This window comes from Alicyclobacillus vulcanalis (genome assembly GCF_900156755.1).
Classification (GTDB): Bacteria; Bacillota; Bacilli; order Alicyclobacillales; family Alicyclobacillaceae; genus Alicyclobacillus; species Alicyclobacillus vulcanalis.
In genome coordinates, this window is sequence record NZ_FTOO01000011.1 from 64562 (window position 1) to 76240 (window position 11679).

Consider the following 11679-nt stretch of genomic DNA (forward strand, 5'->3'; position numbering starts at 1 on the left):
GCATGTGGCGAGGCCACTCATCGGACTGACGGGATCGCACGAAATCAGGCAGAGCTCGGTCCCGGGCGTACCGCTGCAGGCGGTGATGCTGACGGACGATTACGCGCGCGGGGTGGAGGAGGCCGGGGGGCTCCCGGTCGTGCTGCCGTATCTCGCGGACGAGTCGCGGGTGTTGGAACTCGCGATGAGGCTCGACGGCCTCGTCCTGACGGGAGGCAACGACGTCGACCCGAACTTGTACGGCCAGGAGCCGCTGCAGGGGCTCGGGACGCTCGAACCGGAGCGGGATCGGCTCGAGATGCTTCTGGTTCAGGCGATGAAGCGAGCGCAAAAGCCGGTGCTTGGCATCTGCCGCGGCATGCAGATGTTGAACGTGGCGCTGGGCGGCACGTTGTATCAGGATTTGCCGCGCCAGTGGAAGGGCAAGATTCAGCACAGTCAAAAGGCGCCGCGCCATGCGTACGCGCACACGGTGAAGTTGAAGCCGGGATCGCGCGTCGCGGAGTGCTACGGGAAGACGGCGATCCGCGTGAACAGCTTCCATCACCAGGCGGTCAAAGATGTGGCGCCCGCGCTGAAAGCGGTCGGGTGGGACAGCGAGGGGCTCGTCGAAGCCATTGAGAGCGAGGGGCGCTGGCCGGTCGTCGCGGTGCAATGGCACCCCGAGAACCTTTGGCGCGAGGACGAGGGTGCGCTGGGCCTGTTTCACTGGCTCGTCGAGGTTGCGGCCTCGCGCGCCGCGGATTTGGCCTCGTCGGGAATGTAGACGTCTTGATAGACCTCGATGAACGCGTCCACGAAGTGGGGGTCCCACTGCGTCCCGCGCCCGTCGCGGAGGACCTGAATGGCCTTTTCGACGGGCATGCCCGCGCGATACGGCCTGTCGGACGTCATGGCGTCGAAGGCGTCGGCGACGGCGAGGATGCGCCCGAAGAGCGGGATGTTCTCGCCGGCGAGGCCGTCTGGATAGCCTTTCCCATCGTAGCGCTCGTGGTGGGATCGGATGCCGGGCAGCAGGGGCTTCATGGCGTCATCCGGCTGGATTTGGCGGATGATCTTCTCTCCAATCACCGGGTGCTGCTTGATGATGGCAAATTCCTCGTCGGTCAACTTCCCCTCTTTCAGGAGAATTTCATCGCGGATGCCGATTTTCCCGATGTCGTGCAGAAGCGCGGACTGGCGGAGCTCCCGCACGGTTTGCGGAGAGAGGTTGACCTTGCGCCCAATCGCCTCGGCGTACCGCGCCACGCGCTGCGAGTGGCCCGCTGTGTACGGATCCCGGGCATCCAGCGCCGCCGCCAGGGTGGCGAAGTAGCTGTCGATGAGCTGGCGGTTGAGCGCGTCGCGGTGGGTCAAGCCGCTCAGCATCAGGTTGAACCCCTGGATCAGATCTGAAAACTCGTCCATGTAGGTATCGTCCGCGCGCAGCGAGAAGTCCCCGCGCTCGACCCGCCTCATCAACGCCTCCAGGCGGCGAATGGGCCGCTGGACGTCGCTCGCCAGCAGATACCCGCCGAGCCCGGAAAACAGCGAGCCGAGCGCCAAAATCCCTCCCGCCCACGTCCAATAGGTCGTGGATCCCAGCCCCGCGTTGGTCAAGCGAACCGCATTCGCGAGTCCAAACAACAGAAGGGGCAGAGCCCCAAACACGACCGCACTCATCGCAAACTTGAGCGCGAGCGGCACCACGACTTGGCCTCGGAGCCAGACGGACGCGCCGTACATGTGCTCGCTCCTCCGCCGAATGGTGATGAGCGTCGGTTCGATGGAGCGCGACGTGAGGAAAAACTCGATGACGGCGTGCATGCAGGCGACAATCAAGGTTCCGAGCGCGGCCAGCCACACGTACGTCATGGGCAGGTGCAGCATGCCTCGCCGGACGAGAAGGGACGACGACACGAGGCCAGGGATGAGAAACGACAGCCAGTGCGGTCCCATCACGCGCACCACCGCGAGTGCCGGCAGGTGCAGCGCGCGCTTGTAGCCTCGTTCCAACACGTCCTCGGTGGGATGCGCGGAGACAAGCGCCTTGCGAATGGGGCGGATTTGAATGCGAAACGCGATGGAGTCCGCCACCATCATCAGCAAGAACGATCCGCCGAGAATCGCGAGAATGATCCACAGGTCGCGTGGTGTCAGGTGAAGCGTGGTGAAGATGAGCACGCCGCCGACGCCGAGGACGGCAATGGCGGAACCCGCGAAGTAGTTCAGGATGAGCCGCTTCCTCAAGCGTTTGAACTCGTAGTTCGCTGTCCAGCCCATACCGCACCCCACATCCAGTTCGACGCATCGCTCACTCCGAATGAATTCCACCTGGCGGGCGGGATTCCTGCCGCCATGCCGCCTTCCGCGCATTTTTGCGCACCTGCGCGCGAAGCGCCGGTTGTCCACGCAAAGGGCCCGCCGCTGCATGTCCATAGATGCCCGCCCGGGCGGGGAATCAGCGGAAGGAGGAACGAGCGATGGCAGACACGAGCCTCGCACTCGGCACGACGTTGCAGCTGCAGACGCAGTCGGGCACGCGCGCCAATGGGCAACCCAAGCTGAAGGTGCACAAGTTCAACCACGTATCGCCGCAGGCGGCAGACGCCGACCTGCTCGCCGTGGGCCTCGCGCTGGCGCAGTTGATCGACGAACCGCTTGTGCAGGTGGAGCGCGTGGATGTCGCGATGTTGACCAGCCCCTCCGCGGGGTCGGGGGGCAACGGCGGCACTGGCGGGGGCAGCGCGGGCGGTACAGGCGGACAGGGGCCGAGCGCGTGACGGCGCCGGCGTCCGGCCAACCTGGCCGCGGGTTCCGATTTGAATGGATGGGAGGCGCGTCGATGGCCGCGAAAGTATCTCTTCATCTCGTGTTCATGACGGATCGCAACAAGAAGGTCCGGATTGCCATTCCCAATCCGAAGCAGCCCGTCGATCCGTCCGCTGTGCAGAACGCCGCACAGCTCATCGTGGAAAAGGGCGTCTTTGACCTGCCGCAGGGCAAGATTGTTCAGGCCCTCCCGGCCCAACAGACGCAGACGGACACCTCGAGCGTGTCGTAAAACGCGCCCCTTCTCGGCGGGTTCTGCCGGGAAGGGGCGTCTTCAGTGCGGCGCCTGTCGAGGGCATGGGCGGCCGCTCGATTGCGCGTCGAGGATCGCCAACAGCTGATCCGCCAGGCCTTCCGGTGTCTCGGCTTCCACCACGCTGCCTCCGATCACGGCAAACGGCCTTCGCGCACACAGCGCGCACTGTTCCATGCACGCGTACTTTCGCACCGAGACGTCGGGCCGAACGGCCTGCAGGCGCTTCAACGCCTCCTGCGCGCCCGTGGACGCATTTTGCACGCACCACTCGATTTCCACGCCTATCGCTCCCGTCGCTTCGTCATCCGCTGGCGCCAGACCCAGTACAGGATGGCGCAAAGCGCGATGCCCACGGTGATCCAACTGAGCCCTGCCTGCACGTGCTTCATCATCTCGTCCATATTTTCGCCGAACCAGTAGCCGAACGCGAGCCAGGCGCCGCACCAGACCATCGATCCGACGATGGAGTAGAGCGCAAACGTCGCGTACGGCATGTCCGACAGGGCCGCGGCGTACGTGCTGAGCGAGCGGATTCCTGGCAGGAAGCGCCCGGGAACCAGCACCAGCCAGGCGTAGCGGTCCATCAAGCCGCCGGTGTGCTTGAGGCGGGTCTCGTTCAGCAGGTGAAGTCGGTAGAGAGGATTGAGGAAGAGCGTCTGAAATCGCCGCGTCAGAAGAAAGACGATGGTGACACCGGTGAAGTAGCCGAGCGCGCTCAGGCTGAAGACGGTGGGTGCTCGCATGGTGCCAAGCGAAATCGCGTAGCCGTAAAAGGCGAGAAACACGTCGCCCGGGAACGGAAGGCCGAGCCCTTCCATGACCATGGCGGCGTAGGTGCCTGGATAGCCCAGCAAGAGGAGCCCTGCGTTGATGGATTGCAGTATCTCCCGGATGGTCTCCACACGTCCACCCCGCTTCCTTCGTGGCCGTCAGGCCCTAACGGATGTATATGGACAAGGCGCACGGCTCATGATTGACGCGGACCTCTGGGGCTGTCATTGTTATGGTATTGACAACGATGCCGTCGGACGCGCCTCGAGGAGGGATGCCGGCATGGACGAGTTTGCGCTGATTCGAGCGCTCGCGGCGAAGCTCCCGCCGCCCGGGGAAGACGTGATGGTGCCCATCGGCGACGATTGCGCCGTGGTCGAGGGCAAAGGGCGCATGGCCATCACCACCGATGCGGTCGTCGAGGGCGTGCACTTTCGGCGCGATACCCTGTCGCCGCCGCAAATCGGGTATCGGGCCGTGGCGGCCGCCGTCAGCGACATCGCCGCCATGGGCGGCCATCCGGCATGGATCACCATCGCCCTCGCCGTGCCAGGCGCCTGGCCTCTGGAGGACGTCGTGGCCCTGTACGACGGCGTCTCGGAGGCGGCTTCGTCCCTCGGCGCGAGCGTCGTGGGCGGCGATGTCGTGTCGACCGAGGGCCCGCTCTGGATGTCGATCACGGCCGTGGGCAAGGTCGATCGCCCGGTTACGCGAGCCGGGGCGAGGCCCGGCGACGTCCTGTTTGTCACGGGCAGCTTGGGCGGCAGCGCGGCGGGACTCGACATCTTGCTCGGCAGGCGGGCCGGATCGCCCGTGGCCCAGGCGGCCTTAATCGCCCGGCATCGGCGGCCCACGCCGCGCATCGCCTTCGGGCGCGAGGCTGCCCGGCTAGGGGCGACGGCGCTCGACGACATCAGCGATGGGCTGGCGAGCGAGCTGAATGAGATCGCCGAGGCGAGCGGCGTGCGCTTGATCGTCGAGGCGGACAGAATCCCGGTTCAGCCGGAGGTCACGGAATACGCGCGAGCGCTAGGCGCGGACCCGCTCGCATACGCGTTATATGGAGGCGAGGACTACGAGCTCGTCGGCACCGCGCCGCGGGACGTGTTCGCGCGTTTGCTCGCCGTCGCGCCCATCGTCGGCACGCCAGTCGCGGCCATCGGTCGCGTGGAAGAGGGCGACGGGGTGGTCATGCGCCGGGCCGGGAGGCTCGAGGTGGTTGCGCGCAAGGGATACAATCATTTTGAGAGGTAACGGCATCATGGAAGCACACGAGTGGCGCGTCGATGATGAGCAGCAGATGAAACAGCTGGGCGAACGCCTGGGTTCACTCCTGCTCCCTGGGGACGCCGTGTTGCTCGAAGGGCCGATGGGCGCGGGGAAGACGACGTTTGCGGCGGGGGTCGGCATGGGCGCTGGCGTGGCGCAGCCCATGACGAGTCCCACGTATCTCCTGCGGCAGGAGCACCGCGGCCGCCACCGCGTCGCGCATTACGATTTGTACCGGCTGTACGCCCATCCAGATCGGCCCGAGACGCTGGATATCGAAGCCGTTTGGGCCCTGGGGATGGACGACGATCTCGCGGGTGGTGCGATTGTGCTCATCGAGTGGGCGGGGCCTGTCGCCGACGAGATGGACGCGTATCTGCGCATCACCATCCGCCCTCAGGGCAGTGCGCGCGAGGTGCGCGCGGAGGCTTGGGGCAAGCGCCCGGAAACGATATTGAAGGAGTGGACGGCTTCATGAGCGTGATCGCCATGGATACAGCGACCGACGTGTTGGCGCTTGCGGTTGCGGACGAGGGCGGGAGGCTGATGTCTTCCCTGGTGGAGTTTTTGCCGCGGGCCCATTCGCGCTTGCTGCAACCTTCGCTCGGCCATCTGCTGGCCGGCGCGCGCATGAACATTCACGACGTGAAACTGTGCGTCACGGGGGTCGGGCCGGGCAGCTACACGGGCGTGCGGATCGCCGTCGCTGCGGCGAAGGCGATTGGCCACGCGTGCGCCATTCCCATCGTGGCGGTGCCGACGGTGGACGGCATGGCCATGGCGCTGGCCTGTGCGGAGGGCCAACACTTCGGCGCATTCATGGCGCTCATCGATGCGAGGCGGGATCGCGCCTTCGGCTGCTGGTACAGGCTGGAGGACGGTCGGCTCTGGGCGCAATGTGAGCCGACGGTGCAGGCGCTCGCCGATTGGTTCGCCATCGCGGAGCGGGAAGGCGCGTCGATTGTGGCGAGCGGACGGCGCGTGTCGGACGCCGCGGAGGGCGAGCGGGCGCGGGTGCGCCCGTGGAACGAGATCGCCCCGATGATGCCGATGGCGCTCGTGCGGCTTGGGCTGTCGGGATCGTACGAGCGGTTCGAGGGCGAGCGCGTGCATCAGCTCGCGCCGCTGTACGTGCTGCCCACGGAGGCCGAGATGAAGCTCGGCGCGAAGGGAGAGGGCGGCGAGTGAGTTTGGCGGCGTTTGATCCTGGGAAAATCGCCATACGCCGCATGCTGCTGAAGGATCTCGACGACGTGATGCGAGTGGAGACGCGATCGTTCACGGCGCCTTGGTCCAGGCAGGCGTTTGTGGGCGAGCTGGTGGAAAATCGGCTGGCGCGTTACGTGGTGGCGGAGTACGACGGACGCGTGGTGGGCTACGCCGGCTTCTGGATGATCATGGACGAAGGGCACATCACCAACATCGCGGTCGATCCCGACTTTCGCGGCCTCAAGCTCGGCGAGCGGCTGCTCGAGGCCATCATGTCGATGTGCATGGCGCTCGGCGGGCGCAAGATGACGCTCGAGGTGCGCGTGTCGAACCAGGTGGCGCAGAATTTGTACCGCAAGTATGGATTTGAGCGCGTGGGCGTGCGCAAGGGCTACTACACCGACAACAACGAAGACGCCTTGATCATGTGGGTTGACCTCCCACCCAAGGTGATGCGCGACAGAGAGGTGCAAGCATGAACATCCTCGCCATCGAGACGAGCTGCGACGAGACCTCCGCGGCCGTCGTCGCGGACGGGGTGCGCGTCCTTGGCCACGTCACGGCGAGCCAGATGGAAATTCACCGGCAATTCGGCGGCGTCGTCCCGGAGGTGGCGTCCCGCCGCCACGTGGAGGCCATCACCCGCGTCGTCGACACGGCCCTTGGCCAGGCCGGCCTCTCCTTTTCCGATCTCGGCGCGATCGCCGTGACGATGGGGCCAGGGCTTTTGGGGGCGCTGCTCGTGGGCGTGACGGCCGCCAAGGCGTACAGCCTCGCCACAGGGCTGCCGCTCGTCGGCGTGCACCACATCGCCGGGCACGTCGCCGCGGCCATGTTGGAGGAGCCGGATCGCCCGGCCGTGCGGCCGCCCTTTTTGTGTCTGGTCGCCTCCGGCGGGCACACCGAGCTGCACGAGGTGGACGCGTCGTTTCGTTTCACGCGCCTCGGCGGGACCCGGGACGACGCGGCGGGCGAGGCGTACGACAAGGTGGCGAGGCTTCTCGGCCTTCCGTATCCCGGCGGCCCCGAGATGGACAAACTCGCGCGCCTGGGCGACCCGGCGCGCTTCCCATTTCCCCGCGGCCTGTTGGACGATCCGTCGCTCGACTTCTCCTTCAGCGGCATGAAGACGGCCGTGCTCGTCGCACTGGATAAATTGAAGCGCGTTGGGCAGGCCGTCCCGGTCGAGGACGTCTGCGCGAGCTTTCAAGCCGCTGTGGTCGAGGTGCTCGTCGAGAAGACGAGGCGCGCGGCGCGCGCGACGGGGCACAGGACGGTGGTGGTGGCGGGCGGCGTGGCGGCCAATCGCGGCCTGCGGGCGGCGATGCGCGCCATGGCGGACGAAGAGGGGCTTGCCGTGCACTTTCCGTCGCCTGCCCTGTGCACGGACAACGCGGCCATGATCGGCGCCGCGGCGTACCCCCGCGCCAGCGCCGGCCGCTTCGACGATCTCGAGCTAGGGGCGTACGCGGACCTGACCTTGGAGGAATGGCAAAGCGGCCGCTACCCTCTCGACTGAACGCCTGCGTCTTCGCGGGGCGTTCGAGGCGGGCAACGGCTCGGCATGTACGCGAGGCGGCGCAAGGCTCACATGGCACACACAAGGCGAGGCTTCTGCCTCGCCTTGTGCCATCTCTGCGCCGGGGAAGGCAGCTCCCGCCCGCGCCGCACGGCTCCTCGCTCGAACGGCCGTTCTGTGCATAACTCGGCCATCCGGCGTTGTGGATGTTGTGGAAATCTGTCGAAAAGGCTCGAAACGGTCAGCCTTGAGCCTGTGGATAAATCGGTGGACAATGTGGATAACTGAACACGCTGCCGATTCGAAACCGCGCCACCCTGCGGAATCTTATCCTCCGCCCCAGTCTTCGAGCGCCTTGCGCAGGGCTTCGAGCTCCAGCGACTTGGACTCCCACGCCTCCAGCGCGCGCTGGTACTCTGCTTCGAGGCGCTTGTACTGCGCGTCGAGATCGCGCAGCCGGTCAACCTCCTGGGCGATGGCCGCCTCGCTCTGTTCCCGCGCAATCCGCTCCATCTCCGCCTCCATGCGGTGCGCCGCCTCTTCCCACTGCGCGATCTCGGCTTCCAGTTTGCGTGCCTCGCTCGAGCGGATGCGCCGCCGCTCGGGCCGCGCGTCGCTCGCCGCGCGCGGCGCATGCGCGCTCTCCGCCTCCGCATCGTCGGCGCCTTCGATGCGCTTCAAGCGCTCGTTTTCCATGACCTTCTCGATGTAGTCGGTGTAATTTCCGATGTACCACTCGACGCCGTCCGGGCGGAGCACCGCAATGTGCGTCGCCAGCTGATCGATGAAATACCGATCGTGCGACACGAAGATGACGGTGCCATCGTAATCGGCGAGCGCGGCTTCGAGCGCCTCCTTGCTCGGAATGTCGAGGTGGTTGGTCGGCTCGTCCATCACGAGCACGTTGGCGCCGCTCTGCATCAGCAGGCACAGCCTCAGCCGGCTCTGCTCTCCCCCGGATAGCGCGCCGACCGGCTTCATCACGTCTTCCCCGCGAAACAAAAACTGGGCCAGGAGCTTGCGCACCGAGGTGTGGTCGAGATCGGGATACGCGTTCCACACGACGTCGATGACCCGCTCGCGCTCCGGCAGTCCGCCGTCCTCCTGGGCGTAGTAACCGAGCTCCACGCCCTGGCCAAATCGGAACCAGCCGGCGAGGGGCCGGATCTCGCCGACGAGCGTGCGAAGCAGGGTCGTCTTGCCGGCGCCGTTCGGGCCGAGGATGGCGAGCCGCATGCCCCGCTGCACCCGAAAGCGGATGTTGCGCGCGAGCGCCTGGCCGCCGTAGCCGATGGCGAGATCGCGCACCTCAAGCACGTCCTCGCCTGAGGTGCGGCGCACGCCGAAGCGCATCCAGAGCGCCGGGTCGTCCGCGGCCGGCCGCTCCACTCGCTCCATGCGCTCGAGCATCCGGCGCCGGCTCTGCGCCCGGCGGTGCGTCGACGCGCGCGCGATGTTGCGCGCGATGAACGCCTCCATCCTCGCGATCTCGTCCTGCTGCGCCTCGTACCTCCGCCACATCTCCTCGCGCTCGGCCGCGCGCATCTCGAGGTAGACGTGATAGGGCCCTGGGTACGCGCGCGTCTCGCCGTCCTCCAGCGACACGGTGAGGCGCGTGACGCGATCGAGAAAGTACCGGTCGTGCGAGATGACCACGAGCGACATGTCGCTGTGGATCAGGAAGTCTTCCAGCCAGGCAAGGGTCTCCATGTCGAGGTAGTTGGTGGGCTCGTCGAGCAACAGGACGTCGGGGCGCCCGGCGAGGAGCCGCGCGAGGGCGAGCCTCGTTCGCTGTCCGCCGGAGAGGGTGGCGATGGGGATGCTGTACATCTCGCGCGAAAAGTTGAGCCCGGCGAGCACGCGGCGGACGTCCGTCTCCCACTGATAGCCGCCGAGTGCCTCGAAGCGGCGGGTGCGCTCCTCGTACAGAAGGGCGATCTCGGCAAACCGCGCCTCGTCCTCGTACAGCTGTGGATCGCTCATGCGCGCCTCGAGATCGCGAAGCTCCCGCTCGAGCGCCTGAATGGGGCGCTTGGCCTCGGCCACGAAGTCGTACACAGAGGTGTCATCGTCTCGCCCGATGAATTGGGCCACGTAGCCCACCTCAGCGCCGCTGCGGACAAAGACCTCGCCCTCGTCCGGCTGTTCCTGGCCCGTCAGGATGCGCATCAGGGTCGATTTGCCCGCGCCGTTTCGCCCCACGAGCCCGATCTTGTCGCCCGCGCGCACCGTGAGCGATGCCCCGCGCAGCACTTCGATCCCGTCGTAACTCTTTTTCACGCGGTTTGCCTGCAAAACGATCATACGGATTCTCCTTTGTCCATACACTCTACCAGCCAACTTCGGACGAGGTGGGGGGCTCCTTCATGTCCAAAGCGTCGTTTCCGCTGCCGCAAGGCTTTGCCTGGCAATATGACCTCATCGTGTGGCTCCAATCGTACCATTCGGCCGTGTTGGACCGAGTGGCCGCGAGTTTCTCGCTCCTCGGCAACGAGTCGTTTTACTTCGCCGTGTTGCCCGTCGCAATCCTCGCCGTCGATCGCGCCCTTGGCATGCGTCTCGCCTACGTGTTTTTCACCAGCATGTACCTGAACGCGTGGCTCAAGTCGTATTATCACATCGTTCGCCCCATCGGCGTGCCGGGCATCCAGTCCGGTTATATCAGTTCGGCCACGGGCCTGTCGATGCCGAGCGGCCACGCGCAAGGCACCATGACCTTCTTCGTCGCGATCGCGCAGTGGCTGAGGCGGCGCGCGTGGCTCTGGGTCGCCGTGCTTCTCTCCATCGCGGTGGGCGTCTCGCGCGTCTATCTCGGCCTGCACTGGCCCATGGATGTCGCGGTCGGATGGCTCGCCGGGCTCGTGGTCGGCATCGTGGGCTGGCAGGTGGGGCGCTGGTGGACGTACCGAGGCATCCCGTTTGGCGTCGCCGTGGTTCTGGCGGTCCTCTTCCCAGCCATCCTGCTCGTCGCTGCGCGCGACGCGACTTCGTCGGTGTACGCCGCATTTCTCCTCGTCGGCGGCGTGGGCGCGGCCGTGGAGAAGCGGTTTCTCGCGACCCAGATCGATCCCGTCCTTTGGAAACGGGTGGCATGCGGCGTGATCGCACTCGGGGGTGTCGTTGCGGTACAATGTGCGGTACAAGCGCATTTGGATGAGCCCCTGTGGCAATACGCGCGCGCTATCGCGGTGGCCTGCTGGACCACGTTGGTCGCGCCGTGGCTGTTTTCGCTCGTGGGGCTCTATACGCGGGAGGCGAATTCCCATCGAAGCTGATAAACAGGCGCTGCGCCACACCTATCGCTTGAGACGCGCCGCCATTCTGCCCGAGGCGAGGCGCCGCCAGGAGGAGGCCATCTGGGCCCATGCGCGCGCCCTTGCGAGCGACGTGCCCGCGGGACAGTACGTGGGATTGTACGCGGCGGTCCACGGCGAGGTGGACCTCGCGCCCGTCTGCGAAGCGCTCCTTGCCGCAGGCGCCAAGGTCGCGCTGCCGCGCGTCGAAGGCCCGGCGCACATGGAGTTTTGCGCCATCGCGTCGCTCGCCGAGCTGCGGGCCGGCGCGTACGGCATTCCCGCGCCGGGATCGGACGCGCCTCGCATCGCGCCCGGCGAGCTTTCGGTGGTGCTCGTCCCCGGGCTCGCGTTTGCCAAGGACGGCACGCGGCTAGGGTATGGCGGCGGTTTTTACGATCGCTACTTCAAGCGGCCGGAGGCGGGGGGCATCCGCCGCATCGGCGTGTGCTTCGTGGAACAGATCGCCGAGACATTGCCTCGCCATCCGCACGACGTGCGCGTGCACGCGCTGCTCACGGAAGGGGGGCTCGTGCCCTGTTTGGCGTGAG

Annotated in this window: 14 protein-coding genes; 10 read left to right on the forward strand and 4 right to left on the reverse strand. The window is 66.5% G+C overall.

Annotated features, from left to right (window positions below; translation table 11 throughout):
* Positions 1–4: 4 nt before the first annotated feature.
* Positions 5–766 carry a gamma-glutamyl-gamma-aminobutyrate hydrolase family protein gene (locus BW934_RS12205; RefSeq protein ID WP_076348490.1) on the forward strand — a complete coding sequence of 254 codons (762 nt, stop codon included), beginning with the start codon at positions 5–7 and terminating at the stop codon, positions 764–766.
* Here BW934_RS12205 and BW934_RS12210 read toward each other — a convergent pair.
* Positions 706–2262 (reverse strand): HD domain-containing phosphohydrolase, encoded by a 1557-nt coding sequence (locus BW934_RS12210; RefSeq protein ID WP_076348582.1) that lies wholly within the window; start codon positions 2260–2262, stop codon positions 706–708. The two genes, BW934_RS12205 and BW934_RS12210, sit on opposite strands and share 61 nt — an antisense overlap.
* Before the next feature lie 200 nt (positions 2263–2462).
* On the opposite strand from BW934_RS12210, the gene BW934_RS12215 reads away from it, so the two are divergent.
* Positions 2463–2762, forward strand: coding sequence for a DUF1659 domain-containing protein (locus tag BW934_RS12215; RefSeq protein WP_076348492.1), 300 nt, complete (start codon positions 2463–2465; stop codon positions 2760–2762).
* A gap of 62 nt (positions 2763–2824) precedes the next feature.
* Positions 2825–3043, forward strand: coding sequence for a DUF2922 domain-containing protein (locus BW934_RS12220; protein ID WP_076348584.1), 219 nt, complete (start codon positions 2825–2827; stop codon positions 3041–3043).
* Positions 3044–3085: 42 nt separating this feature from the next.
* Here BW934_RS12220 and BW934_RS12225 read toward each other — a convergent pair whose 3' ends face one another.
* Both BW934_RS12225 and BW934_RS12230 read right to left on the reverse strand, forming a co-directional pair.
* Positions 3086–3346, reverse strand: a complete 261-nt coding sequence (locus BW934_RS12225; RefSeq protein WP_234969779.1) for a DUF1450 domain-containing protein — start codon at positions 3344–3346, stop codon at positions 3086–3088.
* 2 nt (positions 3347–3348) lie between these two features.
* Positions 3349–3969, reverse strand: coding sequence for a DedA family protein (locus BW934_RS12230; RefSeq protein ID WP_076348494.1), 621 nt, complete (start codon positions 3967–3969; stop codon positions 3349–3351).
* A 151-nt stretch (positions 3970–4120) separates the two neighbouring features.
* Here BW934_RS12230 and thiL point away from each other — a divergent pair, with 151 nt between their 5' ends.
* The 5 genes from thiL to tsaD are packed head-to-tail and all read left to right on the forward strand — an operon-like array spanning position 4121 to position 7835.
* Entirely contained in the window at positions 4121–5092 is a 972-nt protein-coding gene (thiL, locus tag BW934_RS12235) for a thiamine-phosphate kinase (protein WP_076348496.1), read from the forward strand.
* Positions 5093–5099: 7 nt separating this feature from the next.
* Positions 5100–5585 (forward strand): tRNA (adenosine(37)-N6)-threonylcarbamoyltransferase complex ATPase subunit type 1 TsaE, encoded by a 486-nt coding sequence (gene tsaE / locus BW934_RS12240; protein WP_076348498.1) that lies wholly within the window; start codon positions 5100–5102, stop codon positions 5583–5585.
* A complete protein-coding gene (tsaB, locus tag BW934_RS12245) occupies positions 5582–6295 on the forward strand; it encodes a tRNA (adenosine(37)-N6)-threonylcarbamoyltransferase complex dimerization subunit type 1 TsaB (RefSeq protein ID WP_076348500.1) in 714 nt (237 codons plus the stop codon). Before tsaE ends, tsaB begins: the two co-directional genes overlap by 4 nt.
* A complete protein-coding gene (gene rimI / locus BW934_RS12250; RefSeq protein ID WP_076348502.1) occupies positions 6292–6795 on the forward strand; it encodes a ribosomal protein S18-alanine N-acetyltransferase in 504 nt (167 codons plus the stop codon). Before tsaB ends, rimI begins: the two co-directional genes overlap by 4 nt.
* Positions 6792–7835: a tRNA (adenosine(37)-N6)-threonylcarbamoyltransferase complex transferase subunit TsaD gene (tsaD, locus tag BW934_RS12255; RefSeq protein WP_076348504.1), complete on the forward strand. Its 1044-nt coding sequence runs from the start codon at positions 6792–6794 to the stop codon at positions 7833–7835. Before rimI ends, tsaD begins: the two co-directional genes overlap by 4 nt.
* A gap of 327 nt (positions 7836–8162) precedes the next feature.
* Here the strand turns inward: tsaD and BW934_RS12260 are convergent, their stop codons facing one another.
* Positions 8163–10139: an ABC-F family ATP-binding cassette domain-containing protein gene (locus BW934_RS12260; protein WP_076348506.1), complete on the reverse strand. Its 1977-nt coding sequence runs from the start codon at positions 10137–10139 to the stop codon at positions 8163–8165.
* Positions 10140–10201: 62 nt separating this feature from the next.
* On the opposite strand from BW934_RS12260, the gene BW934_RS12265 reads away from it, so the two are divergent.
* Both BW934_RS12265 and BW934_RS12270 read left to right on the forward strand, forming a co-directional pair.
* Positions 10202–11110: a phosphatase PAP2 family protein gene (locus BW934_RS12265; protein WP_076348508.1), complete on the forward strand. Its 909-nt coding sequence runs from the start codon at positions 10202–10204 to the stop codon at positions 11108–11110.
* A 10-nt stretch (positions 11111–11120) separates the two neighbouring features.
* Positions 11121–11678, forward strand: coding sequence for a 5-formyltetrahydrofolate cyclo-ligase (locus BW934_RS12270; protein ID WP_268758401.1), 558 nt, complete (start codon positions 11121–11123; stop codon positions 11676–11678).
* Position 11679: the final 1 nt, after the last annotated feature.

Coding starts and splice junctions, on each gene's coding strand:
- tsaE (WP_076348498.1), top strand. CDS start 5,100: ATGGAAGCACACGAGTGGCGCGTCGATGATGAGCAGCAGATGAAACAG.
- tsaB (WP_076348500.1), top strand. CDS start 5,582: ATGAGCGTGATCGCCATGGATACAGCGACCGACGTGTTGGCGCTTGCG.
- tsaD (WP_076348504.1), top strand. CDS start 6,792: ATGAACATCCTCGCCATCGAGACGAGCTGCGACGAGACCTCCGCGGCC.
- BW934_RS12260 (WP_076348506.1), bottom strand. CDS start 10,139: ATGATCGTTTTGCAGGCAAACCGCGTGAAAAAGAGTTACGACGGGATC.
- thiL (WP_076348496.1), top strand. CDS start 4,121: ATGGACGAGTTTGCGCTGATTCGAGCGCTCGCGGCGAAGCTCCCGCCG.
- BW934_RS12210 (WP_076348582.1), bottom strand. CDS start 2,262: ATGGGCTGGACAGCGAACTACGAGTTCAAACGCTTGAGGAAGCGGCTC.
- BW934_RS12215 (WP_076348492.1), top strand. CDS start 2,463: ATGGCAGACACGAGCCTCGCACTCGGCACGACGTTGCAGCTGCAGACG.
- BW934_RS12220 (WP_076348584.1), top strand. CDS start 2,825: ATGGCCGCGAAAGTATCTCTTCATCTCGTGTTCATGACGGATCGCAAC.
- BW934_RS12265 (WP_076348508.1), top strand. CDS start 10,202: ATGTCCAAAGCGTCGTTTCCGCTGCCGCAAGGCTTTGCCTGGCAATAT.